We start from the raw sequence: 16,334 nt of genomic DNA on the forward strand, positions 1-16,334 counted from the left end.
CGGCCGTCGCGCCAGACCAGCAACAAGGGTGGTCCGACGCGAGATCGGCGCCCGGGGAGGAAACGCATGATCCGCAACCCGATCCTCAAGGGTTTCAACCCGGACCCGTCCATCGTGCGGGTGGAGCGGGACTATTTCATCGCCACCTCGACCTTCGAGTGGTATCCCGGCGTGCAGATCCACCACTCGCGCGATCTGGTGAACTGGCGCCTCGTCGCCCGGCCGCTCGACCGGGCGAGCCAGCTCGACCTGCGCGGCGAGCCCGACAGCTGCGGCGTCTGGGCGCCCTGCCTGTCGTTTGCCGACGGGCTGTTCTGGCTGATCTATACCGACGTGAAGCGCTACGACGGCAACTTCAAGGACGCGCACAACTATCTCGTCACGGCGCCGGCGATCACCGGGCCTTGGTCGGATCCGATCTACATGAATTCCTCCGGCTTCGACCCGTCGCTGTTCCACGACGAGGACGGGCGGAAGTGGTTCGTGAACCAGCAGTGGCGGCACCTGACCGACAGCGTCGGCGGACGGCCGCGGCATCCGGCCTTCGACGGCATTCTCCTGCAGGAGTACGACCCGGTGGCGCGTCGGCTGACCGGGCCGATCACCAACATCTTCCCCGGATCGCCGCATGGCCTTGTCGAGGGGCCGCACCTGTTCCGGCGGGCGGGCTGGTACTACCTCACGACCGCCGAGGGCGGGACCGGCTATGACCACACCGTCACGATGGCCCGCTCGCGCAGCCTCGCCGGACCCTACGAGCTACACCCCCGCACGTTCCTCCTCACCGCCAAGGACGCGCCCGACGCACCGCTGCAACGGGCCGGTCACGGGCAGATCGTCGAGACGCCGGAGGGCGAGGTCTACCACACCCACCTCTGTACCCGACCGCTGCCTGGAACGCGGATGAGCCCGCTCGGCCGCGAGACCGGACTTCAGAAATGTGTCTGGGGCGAGGACGGCTGGCTCTATCTCGCCCATGGCGGCCTCGTGCCTGCGCTGGAGGTCGAGGCCCCCGCGGGCGCGCCGGAACCGGAGGCCGACCGGCCGGTGGCGTACCGCTTCGACGGCCCGGCGCTGCCCGCAGACTTCCAGTGGCTGCGCAGCCCATATCCCGAGCGGCTGTTCACGCTGACCGGCACGGCGCTGCGCCTGCATGGCCGCGAGTCGCTCGGCAGCTGGTTCGAGCAGGCGCTGGTCGCCCGGCGGCAGGAGCATCACGCCTATCGTGCCGAGACCCGGCTCGCGGCGTTCGCCCCGGACACGTATCAACAGGCGGCGGGGCTCACGACCTACTACAACCGCTCGAAGCTGCACGCGCTCATGGTGTCGCACGATGCGGCCCTGGGTCGGACACTGACGGTCATGTCCTGCCCGGGCGACTGGCCCGATGCGCGGCTGCGCTATCCCGCAGCGCCGGTGCCGGTTCCCGACGGTCCGCTCGATCTCGCCGTCGAGGTGCGCGGCGCCGCACAGAGATTCTTCTGGCGCGGCGGTGGCGCGTGGCAGGCGGTCGGCCCGGAGCTCGACGCCAGCGTCATCTCCGACGAGGGGGGCAGGGGCGAGCACGGCTCGTTCACCGGCGCCTTTGTCGGGATGGTCGCCTTCGACACCTCCGGGCGGGCGTGCGCGGCGGACTTCTCCGGCTTCTCGTACACGCCGCTCTGACCCGGCCCGCCGCCGACTCTCGGGGAGGGCAGTGCCGAAGGTGCGGGGGGTGCAAGCCTCGCCCCGCGGAGCGCGTCGCCGGCAGTTGTCGGATCGCGTGCGCAAGGAATCCGGCGGAATCCGCTCGTGAAAGCGCCAGGTTGCGCAGAGTTGCAAAGTAGAATGATGTTTTCGCCCGTCGAGCCTTGCGCTCACGTCGATTCAGCGTTGCATTCCGCGCATGAAGCTGCTTAAAGTCCGACAAGCCAACAAGGGGATGCTCGGGCTACGGAAAGTCCAAAAGGTCTCCGAAACTAAGACCCGACAAGGCGAACGCCCGTTGGTGCTGGCCCAAGTCTGGGGGGGAAAGCTTAAAAAGCGGCCTGTTTTGCAGGCCGCTTTTTCGCACTATGCCTTCTTGGTTTCCGCCCGTCGCCTCTGCGTCGGTGACGCAGCGCTACGGCCGCATCACCACCTCGGCAGCGCAGCCGAGCCGGGCGGCCAGGGTCTGGAGCCGGCGCTCGACGGCCTCGCCGGCGAAGCTCCACGCCTCGCCCGTCAGCGTCAGCACCAGCCGGTCGTCTTCCATCGCGAGCGCGGCATTCTCCAGCACGCCGATGGCAGAGCCCGAGAGCATGGCGCCGAGGCGCATGGCACGGCCGAGCACCGAGGCCTCCACCACCCGCTCCGGTGGCAGCAGGTCTCCATAGCGCCGGACCTCGTCGACGGGGGCGGACGCCTTGTATCGGTTGAGCAGCGCGAGCCCGAGGAACAGCCGCTCGGAATGGTCGAGCCCGGCGAAGTTGGCACGGATCACCGACTCGAAACACAGTTCGGCGCGATAGTCCGGATGCGCCCGCCAGTTGATGTCGTGCAGCAGGCAGGCAGCCTGCACCAGCCGCAGATCGGCGGCCGGGCGCGTGGCATAGAACGGCTGCAGCCAGGCGAACAGCGCGTCCCCGAAGCCCGGGCAGCGGGCCGCGACCTGCTCGAGGTGCCGGCACGCCTCGATCAGCGGGTCGAGCGTGCGCAGCGCCTCGGGCATCTGGCGGAACAACAGTCCCTCGCGCAGGCCATAGGCCGAGACGATGACCCGGGCCGGCTCGATCCGGCGCAACACCTCGACCAGCACCTCGCTCGCCAGCGGCAGCAGCGGCACCCGTTGCAGCGCCGTGCCGATCATCGCCGCCATCGCCGCCTGGTCGCGCGACTGAATCCAGCGGCAGGTCTCGACAAGCTGCGCCACCGGCGGCTCGTAGCCGTGCAGCACCTTCAGCGGGTAGTTCACCCGCTCCATGTCGAGGCGGGCGAGCGCGCGCCACGAGCCGCCGACGAGGAACAGCTGCGGCGCCTCCCCGTCGACCGACTTGCGCAGCGCCTTGACCCGGCGGCGGATGGTTTTCTCGCGCTTCTCCCGATCGGCGATATCGGCAAGCTGCAACGGCCCGAGCGCCGCGGTGGCGCACGCGCCGATCTCGCCGTTGCTGAGCCCGGCAAGTTCCATCGAGGCGCCGCCCATGTCGCAGGCCAGCCCGTTCGCCCGGGGCCATCCCAGCAGCACGCCCGCGGCCGACAGCCGAGCCTCCTCCGACCCGCTCGCCACCTGCAGCTGCAACCCGGTCTCGCGCTCGACCGCGTCGCAGAACTCCGGCCCGTCGCTCGCGTCGCGCACGGCGGCGGTGGCAACGGCGATCATGCCCGACAGCCGCATCCGGGCGGCAAGGGCGGCGAAGCGGCGCAACGCGGCCATGGCCCGCTCCCGGCCCTCCGGATTCAGCCGGCCGGTGTCGCCAAGGCCGCGGCCGAGGCCGCAGAGCACCTTCTCATTGTAGAAATACGAGGGGCTGCGCACCATGCCGTCGAAAACGACGAGGCGCACCGAGTTCGAGCCGACATCCACCACCCCGAGCCGGCTGAGTCGCGCGGGATGGACTGCATGCGATTGTAGGGGGGCCTGGCCGACCTCCCCGCGTCGGGTGACTGACACCATCCCGTCCCTGCTGGCCCCCCCCCCCGGGGCGTGCCGATTGTGTCGCATCGCACCGGGCCCGCGTCAATCGCGCCGGCCCTTGGCGGCCGACGAAAGTGCGCGGGATGACGCCGCCGGGGCGGCGGTCAGCCGCGGGCCTCGGCCTCGCGCCGCTCCTCGAGGATCTGGACGATCTCGCGGCGGATCATCTTGCGCAGGTTGCGGCCGATGCGGTCGCCCAGCTCGCCCTGCAGCTCTTCGCGCACGATCTGGTTGATGAGGCCGCGCAGCGACTCCTCGTCGAGGATCGGCGCCGTCGCGGGCTCGCCTTCGGCCGCGTCGTCGGCATCGTCGCCCAGCCCTTCGGCAAGGCCGGCGCCGGCATCGCGGCGCATGTCGCGCGTGAGCATCAGGACGGTGTCGCCGGCGGTTGCCGAAGCGCGCGCCTCGGTTTCAGCCGCGACTACCGCCCGGATCGACGCCAGCGCGTCGGCGATCGATTCTCCCTCGCCCGGCCGGCCGCCATTGCCCCTGTCCGCCGGCATCGCGCTACTTCGTCTCCCAGCGCGAGCGGATCCGGTCGACGGCCTTGGTGTCGTAGCCGCCGGGCCGCCCGTCGCGCACCGCGACGAAGTTGGCGTTCGGGTCGTAGGTCTCGATCCCGAGCTTCAGGTGCTCGACCGTGAGCAGGCCCATGGCGCGCAGCAGGCCATAGGCCGCGACGTATTCGTCGCGCACGGCCTGCACGATATCGGCATCCGCCTGCAGGCGCTCCTGATCGGCGTCGAGCACGTCGAGCGTCGACCGGGCGCCAAGTCGCGCCTCCTCGGCGACGCCCTCCGCGGCGATCCGTGCCGCGTCGGCCTGTTCCCGCCGGGCGCCGATCGTCACCTTGGACGTCTCGAGGTTGGCCCAGGCCTCCGCCACCTGCTCGGTGACGGTGCGGGCGGTGTCCTGCACCTCGAAGCGGCGCTGGTCGAGCAGATCCTGGGCCTGGCGGATCACGCTGTCGTTCTGGCCGCCGGTGTAGAGCGGCAGCTGGCCCTCGATGCCGACCTGGCCATAGCCGACGCCATCCCAGTAGCCATTGGTGTTGCCGCGCTCGGCCCCGACGGAGCCGGTCAGCGACACGGTCGGTCCCTTGAGCGCCAGCGCCCGGTCGAAGTCATAGACCGCGGCGCGTTCCGAGAACTGCGCTGACACGATCTGCGGGTGGCGCTGCATGGCGATGCGCTCGGCCTCGTCACTGGTCTTCGGAACCGCCGGCAGCGGGGGCAGGGGATCGAGCTTGCCCGGCAGGGTGCCCACCGCCTGGCGATACGACTGGCGGGCGACTTCGAGCGCGCCCTGCGAGTTGGCGAGGGTCGAGCGCGAGGCCGCGAGGCGGGACTCGCTCTGGCTCACGTCGGTGCGCGTGACCTCGCCCACGTCGTAGCGGTTGCGCGTGGCGTCGAGCGTCTCGGTCAGCCGGTCGACATCGCTCTTGCCGAGCCGCACGAACTCCTGCGTCCGCCGCACGTCGGCATAGGCGACGATGGCATTGTAGAGCACCTGCTGCTCGACGTTCGTCAGGTCGGCCCGGCCCGCGGCGATCCGGTTGGTGGCCGACGAAACCGCGGCCGCGGTCTGGCCGTGGTCGTAGATCAGCAGCGAGGCCGAGAGCGCGGCCTGGGCGTTGCTCAGGTGGTCGCCGTCCAGATCCTCGGCGCTCGACTGGGTGGTGGCGCCGACGCTGAGCCCGACCTGCGGCTTGCGGGCGGAACTGGCCTGTGGGACGCCCTCGTCGAGGCCGCGCAGCGCCGCGCGGTTCGCGTCGAGCAGCGGGCTGGTCTGGTAGGCCTTTATCAGCGCGTCCGCCAGCGACTCCGCCCCAGCGGCTCCGGCACTGACCGCCAGCAGGGCCGCAATGGCACTCGTTCTCAAGAGCTTTCGCATGAGCTGCCTGTCCTCGTGATCTCTGTCGCGGCGGAACTCTCGTGCACCTGTCCGCGCCGACGGCCCGTTGCCCGGGCTTCCACCCGACTTTATCCGCGCGTGGCGGTCAGAATTCAAACGCTTTCGTCGCCGCGAAGCCGGGCAGGACCGGCGCCGTTGCATCGAAGATACGCCTCCACGCGATGCCGTCGGCGGTGCGCAGCCCGAGCCGGGCCTGGCCGTTGCCGCCGCTGACGAACACCGCGGCCACGCGGCCACCCGGCTTCAGCTGGTCGGCCAGCGCCTCGGGCATCACTTCGATGCCGCCCTCGAGGATCATCGCGTCGAACGGCCCATGCTCCGGCGCGCCGGCCGCGAGCGGCCCGGTCTTGACGATCGCGGTGTCGACCGCGTTGCGCGCCAGCGCCTGCTCCGCCTCGGCAGCGATCTCGCCCTCCTCGACCGCCACCACGGCCTCGGCCATCGCCGCGAGCACCGCGGTCGAGTAGCCGAGCCCGCAGCCCACGTCGAGCACGAGGTCGCCCGGGCCGATGTTCAGCGCGTCGAGCAGCTTGGCGAAGACCCGCGGGTCGAGCACCACCCGCCCGCCGCCGAGGGGCACGTGCTCGCCGAGGTAGGCGACGGGCGCCAGCGTCTCGGGCACGAAGTCCTCGCGCGGCACGGCGAGCATGGCGGCGATGATGGGGTAGAGCGTGACGTCCGCGGTGCGGACCTGACGGTCCACCATGGCTTCGCGGGCGGCGGCGAAATCGGTCATCGGCAGGTTCCAGCAGTTCGGGCTCGGCGAGAGGATTGGCACATTTCCCGCGCTGCGGCAACGGCGGCCAGCCCGGGGGAGAGCCGGCGGGAGATTTCGACGCGGCCGGCTTGCGTCGCGGGAACGGCGGCGCTATGTAACCGGACGGCGCGGGTATGGTGTAGTGGTAGCGCCTCAGCTTCCCAAGCTGATAGTGCGGGTTCGATTCCCGCTACCCGCTCCAGTTTCCCTCCTGCCTCCGTTTCCAGGTCGCCGTAAACGCCGCGGATCTTTTCGCGGCTGCGGGCTTTACTCGGCGGCGGATCCCCGTGACCATCGCCGGGGTCACTGGCAGGGCGGGGAGCCACTCATGAGCGGACTGGGCTGGATCAGCTTTCTCATCGTCGGGCTTGTCGCCGGGTGGATCGCCGAGAGGATCATGAAGCGCGACCACGGGTTGCTCGAGAACCTGGTGGTGGGCGTGGTCGGGGCCTACGTCGGTGCCTTCCTGTTCCGCCTCCTCGGCCTCGCCTCCACCGGCTTCATCGGTGCGCTGGTGGTGGCGACCATCGGGTCGGTGGTGCTGCTTGCCGTCGTCGGCGCCGTGCGCCGACGCAGCTGAGTAGGCGGCGCCGTGCGCCGACGCAGCTGGAGCGGCGGCGCACGCCTCAGCCGAACACCGACCATCCGGTCCGGCGGGCCAGCGCCTCCAGCGTCAGGCCGCCGAGCCGCGAGTTTCCGAAGGCGTCGAGCCCCGGCGCCCAGACGCAGATCGACGCCTGGCCGGGCGCCACGGCGAGGATGCCGCCGCCCACGCCGCTCTTCGCCGGCAGGCCGACGCGATAGGCGAAGTCGCCCGACGCGTCGTAGAGCCCGCACGTCAGCATCAGCGCGTTGATCCGTCGTGCCCGGGCGGGGCGGACCACCGAGTGGCCGCGCAGCGGATCGCGCCCGCTGGCGGCGAGGAACAGGCCGGCGCGCGCCATCTGCCGGCAGCTCATGGCGATGGCGCAGTGGTGGAAATAGACGCCGAGCACCTTCTCGACCTCGTGGTCGAGCCGGCCGAACGAGCGCATGAACCAGCCGAGCGCCTGATTGCGCGCCCCGGTGTCCAGCTCGGAGGCGGCGACGGCCCGGTCGATGGCGATGTCGTCGTCATCCGCGAGATAGCGCATGAACCGCAGGATCTCGCCGATCGCCTCGCGCGGGGAGTGGCCGGCCATGGCGACATCGGTGACGACGATGGCCCCGGCGTTGATGAACGGATTGCGCGGCCGGCCGGCCTCGTGCTCCAGCTGGACGATGGAGTTGAACGGCGAGCCCGACGGCTCGCGGCCGACCCGCGTCCACAGGCTCTCGCCCACCCGCCCGAGCGCGAGGGTGAGAAGGAATACCTTGGAGATCGACTGGATCGAGAACGGCCGGTCGGCGTCTCCCGCCGCCGCCACTTCGCCCTCCGGCGTCACGAGGGCGATGCCGAACTGCCGCGGATCGACGCGGGCAAGCTCCGGGATGTAGTCGGCGACCGTGCCCTCGCCGATGCGCGTCGCCAGCTCGTCGTGGACCTCCGACACGATCCGCCCGAGGTCGAGCCCGCTCGCCTTCGGCCCCGCCATCGTCAGCGCGCCCGCGCCCGGCTCTCGGCGATGTAGATCTCGCGCAGCCGCCGCGTCACCGGCCCGGGCGTGCCGTCGCCGATCGCCACGCCGTCGATCTCGACCACGGGTGTCACGAAGGCCGAGGCGGCGGTGATGAACGCCTCCGCCGCGCCCTGCGCTTCCGCAATGGTGAACGGCCGCTCCTCGACCCGCGCCCCGGCCAACGCGGCATAGGCCAGCATCGCGGTGCGGGTGATGCCGTGCAGGATCGCGGTCGAGAGGTTGCGGGTGACGAGGCTGCCGTCGGCCAGCACGATCCAGGCGTTGTTCGAGGTGCCCTCGGTGACGAACCCCTCCTCGACGAACCAGGCGTCGTCGGCGCCGGCCTTCTTCGCCAGCATCTTGCACATGGAGGGGCCGAGCAGCTGCGTCGTCTTAATGTCGCGCCGCGCCCACCGGGGGTCCTGCACGGACACCACCCGCAGCCCGTGCGTCGCCGCCGGCGCGTCGACCAGCGGCCTGGCCTGGGTGAAGGCGACAAGGCCGGGCTCGGCGGCCGTGGGCCAGACAAAGTCGCGGTCTGCCGCACCGCGCGTTACCTGCATGTAGACCATGCCCTCGACCACCCCGTTCCGTGCCAGCAGCTCGCGGTGCATCGCCTCGAACCCGTCGTCGTCAAGCGGCGCGGCCATCTCGAGCGCCTCGAGCGAGCGGTGCAGCCGCGCCAGGTGCCCAGGAAAGTCGACCAGCCGGCCGTCGAGCACGCTCGTCACCTCGTAGACCGCATCGGCGAACAGGAAGCCGCGGTCGAAGACGCTGATCCGCGCCTCGCTCTCCGGCAGATAGGCGCCATTCACATAGACGATCCGGCTCACGATCTACCCCCAGAGCTGCGGTTCCGGCGGATGCACGCCGCCTGCGTCGTAGACGAGCCCGTACGGCCGGTCGGCGGCGAGCAGCAGCGGCCCGTCGAGGTCGACGACCGCCGCGCCCTGCGCCAGCAGCACGGCGGGCGCCATGGCGAGCGAGCTGCCGACCATGCACCCGACCATGATCCCGAAGCCCATCCGCTCCGCCTCGGCCCGGAGCGCCAGCGCCTCGGTCAGGCCGCCGGTCTTGTCGAGCTTGATGTTCACCATGTCGTACCGCCCGGCGAGCGCCGCGAGGCTCGCCCGGTCGTGGCAGCTCTCGTCGGCGCAGACCGGCAGCGGCCGGGCCATGTCCGCGAGCGCCGCATCCGCGCCGGCGGGCAGCGGCTGCTCCACCAGCGCCACGCCGAGCCGCAGCAGCGCGGGAGCGAGCGCCGCATAGCTCTCGGGCGTCCAGCCTTCGTTCGCGTCGACGATGATCCGCGCTGCCGGCGCCCCGGCGCGCACCGCCTCGATCCGCGCGAGATCGCCCTCGCCGCCGAGCTTCACCTTCAGGACCGGCCGCGCGGCCTGCGCCGCCGCCTCGGCGCGCATCGCCGCGGGCGTGTCGAGCGACAGGGTGTAGGCCGTCACCTGCGGCCCCGGCGCCGCCAGCCCGGCCAGCTGCCAAACCCGCCGCCCGGCGCGCTTGGCCTCCCAGTCCCAGAGCGCGCAGTCGACCGCATTGCGCGCCGCCCCCGCCGGCAGCAGCCGCTGCAGCGCCCCGCGGTCGAACGCCGCCGGCAGGCGCTCGACCTGCGCGCGCACGCTCTCGGGCGTCTCGCCGTAGCGGGCATAGGGCACGCACTCGCCCCGGCCCTGCACCCCGTCCGCCTCGACGGTCACGACCAGCACCCGCGCCTCGGTCTTGGACCCGCGGCTGATGGTGAAGGTCTTCGCCAGCGGAAACACCTCCGTCGCCACCGATACCTTCACGGCCGCGCCCCCGGGCGGGTGGCAGCGGCTTGATGACGCATCCCGACGCGCCCCGCGTCCCGCGAGGCCCCGCCGCACCCCGCGACTCCCCCGGAGCGCGGCGCGTGCCGGACGCCGCCGCCTGCGGACCGCCCACGCGCCGCCTTCGCCCGGCCGAAGGTCACGCCAGCGCGTCCACGAGGCGCGCCGCGCCCTGCCGGAACGGATCGACCGTCGCGAGGCCCAGCCGCGCCTCGGTCTCCCCGAGCAGCCGTTCCGCCGCCGCGGCGTCGAGCCCGGCGGTGTTGATCGACACCCCCGTCACGCGCACCTCCGGGTTGACGATCCGCGCCATGGCGAGCGCCAGATCGCGCAGCGCCTCCAGCGAGGGCAGGGGATAGTCCGGCAGGCCGCGCATGTGCGTGCGCGTCGGCTCGTGGCAGAGCACCAGCGCGTCCGGCTGCCCGCCGTGGATCAGCGCCAGCGTCACCCCGGAATATGACGCGTGAAAGAGGCTGCCCTGTCCCTCGATCAAATCCCAGTGCTCGGTGTCGTTCTCCGGCGTCAGCCACTCCACCGACCCGGCCATGAAGTCCGCCACCACCGCGTCGAGCGGCACGCCGCCGCCGGTGATGAGAATGCCCGTCTGCCCGGTCGCGCGGAACGTCGCCTGCATCCCGCGCGCCCGCATCTCGCGCTCCATCGCGAGTGCGGTGTACATCTTGCCCACCGAGCAGTCCGTCCCGACCGCAAGGCAGCGCCGGCCCCGCCGCCGCTTGCCGGTGGCGATCGGGTAGCGATGCGGCGGCACCCGCACGTCATGCAGCGTCCGGCCGCGTTTCATCGCCACGGCCACCAGCTCGGGCTCGTCGCGCAGCAGGTTGTGCAGCCCGGACGCCAGATCCATCCCGGCCTCGAGCGCCTGCACCAGCACCTCGATCCAGGCCGGCGAGATCACCCCGCCGCGGTTGGCGACACCGACGACCAGCGTGCGCGCGCCCTTCGCCGCCGCCTCCGCGACGGTCATCTCCGGCAGCGCCATGTCGGCATTGCACCCCGGCATCCGCAGCTGCCCGATCGCCGCGTCGGGCCGCCAGTCGCGAATCCCCTGCGCCACCTTCGCCGCCAGCGGATCGGCCGCGTCGCCGAGAAACAGCAGGTAGGGTCCTTCGATCATCGCCGCCTCCGCCCGATGCAGGGCCGAGGATATGGCGCCCCCCCGGCAACACAAGCCGGAAACGCTGCGGTGCCGGCCCGCCCGATTGCTCCCGCCGCCGGCCTGCGCCAACTTGCGGGCGAATGGCAGCGGAGGAGCGCGATGGGCAGGCTGGTGGGCGGCACCTGGGAGACCAGCCCGGTGGCGCCGGGCGCGGCGGACGGCAGCTTCCAGCGCGCCGAGAGCAGCTGGCGCAACTGGATCACCCCGGACGGCCGGCCGGGGCCCACCGGGCTGGGTGGCTTTGCCGCCGAGAGCGGGCGCTATCACCTCTATGTCTCGCTCGCCTGCCCGTGGGCACACCGAACGCTGATCTTCCGGGCGCTGAAGGGCCTCGCGGCGCACATCTCCGTCGATGTCGTTCATCCGGTGATGGACCCGGACGGCTGGGCCTTTGGCACCGACTTTCCCGGCGCGACCGGCGACCGCGTGCTCGGCAAGGACTTTCTCCGCGAGATCTACCTCGCCGACGACCCGGAGGCGACGACCAAGGTGACGGTGCCGGTGCTCTGGGACAAGGCGGCCGGCCGCATCGTCTCGAACGAATCCTCCGAGATCATCCGCATGTTGAACTCGGCCTTCGACGGGCTGACCGGCAGCGACCTCGACCTCTGGCCGGAGCCGCTCCGCCCGGAGATCGACGCGATCAACGCACGCGTCTATCCGGGCCTGAACAACGGCGTCTACCGCGCCGGCTTCGCCCGCAGCCAGGCCGCCTACGACGCGGCGGTGGCCGACGTCTTCGCGACGCTCGACTGGATGGAGGCCCGGCTCTTCGAGGCACGGTGGCTCGCCGGCGACCGCCAGACCGAGGCCGACTGGCGCGCCGCCACCACGCTCTTCCGTTTCGATCCGGTCTATCACACGCACTTCAAGTGCAACCGCCGGCAGATCGTGCAGTACCCGCGGGTCTGGGACTACGCCCGCCGGCTCTACCAGACACCCGGCGTGGCCGGGACCGTGGATTTCGCCCACATCGCGCACCACTACTACCGCAGCCACCCGGACGTGAACCCGTTCGGGATCGTTCCGGTCGGACCGGAGATCGACTGGACGGCGCCCGTGGCCGGCTGAGTCGCCCCCGCGGATCCCCCTTGCGCCGCGCGGGTGCGGGTGCGACCCTCCCGCCCGGCGGAGCAGGGAGGCTCATCATGCAGGAGATCGTCATCCTCGACGGCGCGCGCACCGCGATCGGCGCGTTCGGCGGCAGCCTCGCGGGCGTCCCGCCGATCACGCTCGCCGCCACCGCGGCCCGGGAGGCGCTGGCCCGTGCCGGCGTCGAGGCCGGCCGGATCGGCCATGTCGTCTTCGGCCACGTCATCAATACCGAACCGCGCGACATGTACCTCTCCCGCGTCGCGGCGCTCGAGGCGGGCGTGCCCGAGGCCGCGCCGGCGATGAACGTCAACCGGCTCTGCGGCTCGGGGGCACAGGCGATCGTCTCGTGCATGCAGGCGCTCAGCCTCGGCGACGCCGACTTCGCCCTCGCCGGCGGCGCCGAGAGCATGTCGCGCTCGCCCTACGCGCTCACCTCGGCCCGCTGGGGGCAGAAGATGGGCGACGCACGGGCGATCGACATGATGGTGGGCGCGCTCACCTGCCCGATGGGCACCGGCCACATGGGCGTCACGGCGGAGAACGTCGCCGAGGAAACCGGCATCACCCGCGAGGATCAGGACGCCTTCGCCGTCGAGAGCCAGAATCGCGCCCGCACCGCCATCGCGGAAGGCCGCTTCGCCAGCCAGATCGTGCCGATCGAGGTGCAGGTGAAGCGCGACATGGTGGCCTTCGCCACCGACGAGCATCCGAAGGCGACGACCGCCGAGGCGCTGGCAAAGCTCAAGCCCGCCTTCCGAAAGGACGGCACCGTCACCGCCGGCAATGCCTCGGGCCTGAACGACGGCGCCGCCGCGGTGGTTCTCGCCACCGCCGACGCGGCGCACATGGCCGGGCTGAGGCCGAAGGCGCGCATCCTCGGCTATGCCGTCGCCGGCGTCCCGGCCCGGATCATGGGCGTCGGGCCGATCGCCGCGGTCGGCAAGCTCCTGGAGCGGACCGGCCTCGCCGTCGACGACTTCGACGTCATCGAGTTCGAACGAGGCCTTCGCCGCGCAGGCGATCTCGGTCAACCGCGGCCTCGGCCTCGATCCCGCGAGGGTCAATCCCAACGGCGGCGCGATCGCCCTCGGCCACCCGCTCGGCGCCACCGGCGCGATCCTGACGGTGAAGGCGCTCCACGAACTCGAACGCACCGGCGGCAGGTTCGGGCTCATCACCATGTGCATCGGCGGCGGCCAGGGCATCGCGCTCGCGATCGAGCACCTGCGCTGATCGCGGGCTTGACGCGACGAGAGGTCTGCCACCCCCCGGCGTGCCGGGCAGGATCTCGCCGACTTGGGCAGACTTGCCGGGAAGCCCTTGAGCCACGGGGAGCGGGCCGCGTAGAACGAGGGCCACTCCTCGTTCCAAGGGACGCCGACGCGGGCGATGCCCCGGGGTCAGGGCCGGTACGTGTCGCGGCCGATCTCGTCACGGGCGGGTGCCAACAAAAAGGCGCCCGAACCGCGTCCGGGCGCCGAGTTGGAACGAGGGACAGTGAGATGAAGCAGGGCGGTTCCACGCGGCTGCTTCATCGCTGATATGGTCCTCCGGGGTGCGCCTGAAAAGGCGTGTCCAGAAAACGTGATCCGATCACCGCCGCGCTTCCGCCGCCGCATAGAGCGACACCGCCGCCGCGTTCGACACGTTGAGCGAGCCGAACGCTCCCGCCGCCGGGATGCGGGCGAGGCGGTCGCAGAGCTTCGTCGTCAGCTCGCGCATCCCCGGCCCCTCGGCGCCCAGCACCAGCCCGAGCGGTCGCCCGGCGAAGGCCCGCGCCGCCTCGGCCACGGTCCCCTCCGCGGTCCCGTCCATCCCGACGAGCGCATACCCCATGTCCGCGAGCGTCCCCATCGCCGCCGCGAGGTTCGGCACCCGCAGATAGGGCTGCCGCTCCAGCGCGCCGGAGGCCGACTTGGCGAGCGCGCCCGTCTCCGGCGCGGCGTGCCGGCGCGGCGCCACGACGGCCCGCGTCCCGAACACCTCCGCCGAGCGCAGGATCGCGCCCACGTTGTGCGGATCCGTCACCCGGTCGAGCAGCAGCACCAGCGCCGGCTCGCCCCGCGGCGCGCAGACCTCAGAGACCGAGCCCCAGTCCAGCGGCTCCACCTCCAGCGCCGCCCCCTGGTGCACCGACTGCGGGTCGAGTGGCACGGTGAAGCCGCGCGGCTCCACCACCTCGGCCTCGATGCCGGCGGTCGCGATCGCCTCGGCCAGCCGGTCGGCGGCGTTCTTCGTCACCACCAGCCGCCGCCGCACCCGCACCGGGTTCAGCAGCGCGTCGCGCACCGCATGCAGCCCGAACAGCCAGAGCGTGCCCGACTCCTCGCGCCGCGCCCGTTCCTTCTCCACCGCCCAGGCCGGCTTTTTCGCCACGGCCGCTCTCCTCGCTTGCCTGTCCGGCTGATGCCACGCGGCCCGCGGTCAGGCAACCTCGCCCGTCCGCCTCGTCCGGGTTCCGCGCGGTTGCCTCGACCGCCGAGCGGCCCGACGGTTCCCGTCAACCGTTCCCGCCGACGATTCCGGCTTTAACTCCCGCGGGTGGCGGCTATACTCTGCCGCCATGAGCACGGAGCGCATCATCGCGGGCATCGGAACGGCATCGGCCCTGGGCCGGCTTGCCGGGCTGCTTCTGCTTAGCCGCCTCTGAGCGTGCCCGGTCACGGCGCGCGCGCTCAGAGGGAGCCCGACGCGCCGAAAGAAGCTCCAGACCGAGGGTGAAATCCCATGACCGACGCAAAGGCCCAGGACCGGGTCCTGATCTTCGACACCACGCTCCGCGATGGCGAGCAGTCGCCCGGCGCGACGATGACGCTGGAGGAAAAGCTCCAGATCGCCCAGCTGCTCGACGAGATGGGCGTCGACATCATCGAGGCGGGCTTTCCCATCGCCTCCGAGGGCGACTTCGAGGCCGTGACCCGCATCGCCCAGATCGCGCAGAACGCGGTGATCTGCGGCCTCGCGCGGGCCAACTTCAAGGACATCGACCGGTGCTGGGAGGCGGTTCGCCACGCGAAGCAGCCGCGGATCCACACCTTCATCGGCACCTCGCCGCTGCACCGCGCGATCCCGAACCTCGACCAGGACCAGATGGCTGAGCGCATCCACGAGACGGTGAGCCACGCCCGCGACCTCTGCGACAACGTGCAGTGGTCGCCGATGGACGCGACGCGGACCGAGCACGACTATCTCTGCCGGGTAGTGGAGATCGCGATCAAGGCGGGCGCCACGACGATCAACATTCCCGACACGGTGGGCTATACCGCGCCGCGCGAGAGCGCCGGCCTGATCCGCATGCTGCGCGAGAAGGTGCCCGGCGCCGACACGATCACCTTTGCGACGCATTGCCACAACGATCTCGGCATGGCGACGGCAAACGCCCTGGCCGCGGTCGAGGCGGGGGCGCGCCAGATCGAATGCACGATCAACGGCCTCGGCGAGCGGGCGGGCAACACCGCGCTCGAGGAGGTGGTGATGGCGATGAAGGTCCGCAACGACATCATGCCGTACCGGACCGGGATCGACACCACGCGGATCATGCAGGCGAGCCGGCTCGTCGCCACGGTCTCGGGCTTCCCGGTGCAGTTCAACAAGGCGATCGTCGGCAAGAACGCCTTCGCCCACGAGAGCGGCATCCATCAGGACGGGATGCTGAAGAACGCCGAGACCTTCGAGATCATGCGGCCCGAGCATGTGGGGCTGAACGCCACCAGCCTCGTCATGGGCAAGCACTCGGGCCGCGCGGCGCTGCGCTCGAAGCTCGCGGAGCTGGGCTACGGCGTCGGCGACAACCAGCTGAACGACGTGTTCGTGCGGTTTAAGGAGCTGGCCGATCGCAAGAAGGAGGTCTTCGACGACGACCTCATCGCGCTGATGCAGGACACCGACACCCATGCCGCCAACGATCGGGTACAGGTAAAGCGGCTGCGCGTGGTCTGCGGCACGGATGGGCCGCAGACGGCCGAGATGACGCTGGTGATCGACGGGGTGGAGCACGAGGTGACGTCGATCGGCGACGGTCCGGTCGACGCGGTGTTCAAGGCGGTGCAGAGCCTCGTGCCGAACACCGCAAAGCTCAACCTCTACCAGGTCCACGCCGTGACCGAGGGCACCGACGCGCAGGCGACGGTCAGCGTCCGGCTGGAGGAGGGCGGCAAGATCGTCACCGGCCAGTCGGCGGACACCGATACGGTGGTGGCCTCGGCGCGGGCCTATGTGAATGCGATCAACAAGCTGCTGGTCCGGCGGCTGAAGACGGCGCCCGAGGCCGCGTCGGCCTGATCGCGGTTGCTTTCCCGACGGGCCGGGGCGCCTC

General features: G+C 71.5%; 13 protein-coding genes, 1 tRNA gene and 1 pseudogene. 6 read left to right on the plus strand and 9 right to left on the minus strand.

Going from position 1 to position 16,334, the window contains the following annotated elements:
- Positions 1–66 precede the first annotated feature (66 nt).
- Complete coding sequence (locus tag QM699_RS02850; protein ID WP_415009717.1) at positions 67–1,665, plus strand: glycoside hydrolase family 43 protein; 1,599 nt, start codon at positions 67–69, stop codon at positions 1,663–1,665.
- Between the two features lie 436 nt (positions 1,666–2,101).
- On the opposite strand, the gene QM699_RS02855 is transcribed toward QM699_RS02850, so the two are convergent.
- The 4 genes from QM699_RS02855 to QM699_RS02870 form a co-directional block, all read right to left on the minus strand.
- Positions 2,102–3,547, minus strand: a complete 1,446-nt coding sequence (locus QM699_RS02855) for an exopolyphosphatase (RefSeq protein WP_415009718.1) — start codon at positions 3,545–3,547, stop codon at positions 2,102–2,104.
- Positions 3,548–3,759: 212 nt separating this feature from the next.
- Positions 3,760–4,158 (minus strand): hypothetical protein, encoded by a 399-nt coding sequence (locus tag QM699_RS02860; protein WP_415009719.1) that lies wholly within the window; start codon positions 4,156–4,158, stop codon positions 3,760–3,762.
- Positions 4,159–4,162: 4 nt separating this feature from the next.
- Complete coding sequence (locus QM699_RS02865) at positions 4,163–5,548, minus strand: TolC family outer membrane protein (protein ID WP_415009720.1); 1,386 nt, start codon at positions 5,546–5,548, stop codon at positions 4,163–4,165.
- Between the two features lie 106 nt (positions 5,549–5,654).
- Entirely contained in the window at positions 5,655–6,305 is a 651-nt protein-coding gene (locus QM699_RS02870; protein WP_415009721.1) for a protein-L-isoaspartate O-methyltransferase family protein, read from the minus strand.
- A gap of 149 nt (positions 6,306–6,454) precedes the next feature.
- On the opposite strand from QM699_RS02870, the gene QM699_RS02875 reads away from it, so the two are divergent.
- A tRNA-Gly gene (locus QM699_RS02875) sits at positions 6,455–6,528 on the plus strand.
- Positions 6,529–6,654: 126 nt separating this feature from the next.
- Positions 6,655–6,906 (plus strand): GlsB/YeaQ/YmgE family stress response membrane protein, encoded by a 252-nt coding sequence (locus QM699_RS02880; RefSeq protein WP_415009722.1) that lies wholly within the window; start codon positions 6,655–6,657, stop codon positions 6,904–6,906.
- A 46-nt stretch (positions 6,907–6,952) separates the two neighbouring features.
- Here the strand turns inward: QM699_RS02880 and QM699_RS02885 are convergent, their stop codons facing one another.
- The 4 genes from QM699_RS02885 to dgcN all read right to left on the minus strand — a co-directional run bounded on the left by QM699_RS02885 (position 6,953) and on the right by dgcN (position 10,882).
- Positions 6,953–7,900: a glutaminase gene (locus QM699_RS02885; protein WP_415009723.1), complete on the minus strand. Its 948-nt coding sequence runs from the start codon at positions 7,898–7,900 to the stop codon at positions 6,953–6,955.
- Positions 7,901–7,902: 2 nt separating this feature from the next.
- The gene (locus QM699_RS02890) at positions 7,903–8,757 is read right to left on the minus strand and encodes a D-amino-acid transaminase (RefSeq protein WP_415009724.1); all 855 of its coding nucleotides are present in this window, start codon (positions 8,755–8,757) and stop codon (positions 7,903–7,905) included.
- 3 nt (positions 8,758–8,760) lie between these two features.
- Positions 8,761–9,726 carry an N-acetyl-D-Glu racemase DgcA gene (gene dgcA, locus QM699_RS02895; RefSeq protein ID WP_415009725.1) on the minus strand — a complete coding sequence of 322 codons (966 nt, stop codon included), beginning with the start codon at positions 9,724–9,726 and terminating at the stop codon, positions 8,761–8,763.
- Positions 9,727–9,886: 160 nt separating this feature from the next.
- Complete coding sequence (gene dgcN, locus QM699_RS02900) at positions 9,887–10,882, minus strand: N-acetyltransferase DgcN (RefSeq protein ID WP_415009726.1); 996 nt, start codon at positions 10,880–10,882, stop codon at positions 9,887–9,889.
- A gap of 141 nt (positions 10,883–11,023) precedes the next feature.
- On the opposite strand from dgcN, the gene QM699_RS02905 reads away from it, so the two are divergent.
- A complete protein-coding gene (locus tag QM699_RS02905) occupies positions 11,024–11,995 on the plus strand; it encodes a glutathione S-transferase family protein (protein WP_415009727.1) in 972 nt (323 codons plus the stop codon).
- Between the two features lie 77 nt (positions 11,996–12,072).
- Positions 12,073–13,252 (plus strand): annotated as a pseudogene (bktB, locus tag QM699_RS02910) (beta-ketothiolase BktB).
- Positions 13,253–13,612: 360 nt separating this feature from the next.
- Here the strand turns inward: bktB and rlmB are convergent.
- Complete coding sequence (rlmB, locus tag QM699_RS02915) at positions 13,613–14,395, minus strand: 23S rRNA (guanosine(2251)-2'-O)-methyltransferase RlmB (protein WP_415009728.1); 783 nt, start codon at positions 14,393–14,395, stop codon at positions 13,613–13,615.
- Positions 14,396–14,746: 351 nt separating this feature from the next.
- Between rlmB and QM699_RS02920 the strand changes: the two genes are divergently transcribed.
- Complete coding sequence (locus QM699_RS02920; protein ID WP_415009729.1) at positions 14,747–16,300, plus strand: 2-isopropylmalate synthase; 1,554 nt, start codon at positions 14,747–14,749, stop codon at positions 16,298–16,300.
- Positions 16,301–16,334 lie beyond the last annotated feature (34 nt).

Source organism: Amaricoccus sp. (assembly GCF_047602525.1).
Taxonomy (GTDB): domain Bacteria; phylum Pseudomonadota; class Alphaproteobacteria; order Rhodobacterales; family Rhodobacteraceae; genus Amaricoccus.

Excerpts from the sequence above, each read along its gene's own strand:
- QM699_RS02850 (WP_415009717.1), top strand. The coding sequence starts at position 67 with ATGATCCGCAACCCGATCCTCAAGGGTTTCAACCCGGACCCGTCCATC.
- QM699_RS02865 (WP_415009720.1), bottom strand. The coding sequence starts at position 5,548 with ATGCGAAAGCTCTTGAGAACGAGTGCCATTGCGGCCCTGCTGGCGGTC.
- dgcN (WP_415009726.1), bottom strand. The coding sequence starts at position 10,882 with ATGATCGAAGGACCCTACCTGCTGTTTCTCGGCGACGCGGCCGATCCG.
- QM699_RS02880 (WP_415009722.1), top strand. The coding sequence starts at position 6,655 with ATGAGCGGACTGGGCTGGATCAGCTTTCTCATCGTCGGGCTTGTCGCC.
- QM699_RS02870 (WP_415009721.1), bottom strand. The coding sequence starts at position 6,305 with ATGACCGATTTCGCCGCCGCCCGCGAAGCCATGGTGGACCGTCAGGTC.
- QM699_RS02860 (WP_415009719.1), bottom strand. The coding sequence starts at position 4,158 with ATGCCGGCGGACAGGGGCAATGGCGGCCGGCCGGGCGAGGGAGAATCG.
- QM699_RS02905 (WP_415009727.1), top strand. The coding sequence starts at position 11,024 with ATGGGCAGGCTGGTGGGCGGCACCTGGGAGACCAGCCCGGTGGCGCCG.
- QM699_RS02920 (WP_415009729.1), top strand. The coding sequence starts at position 14,747 with ATGACCGACGCAAAGGCCCAGGACCGGGTCCTGATCTTCGACACCACG.
- QM699_RS02885 (WP_415009723.1), bottom strand. The coding sequence starts at position 7,900 with ATGGCGGGGCCGAAGGCGAGCGGGCTCGACCTCGGGCGGATCGTGTCG.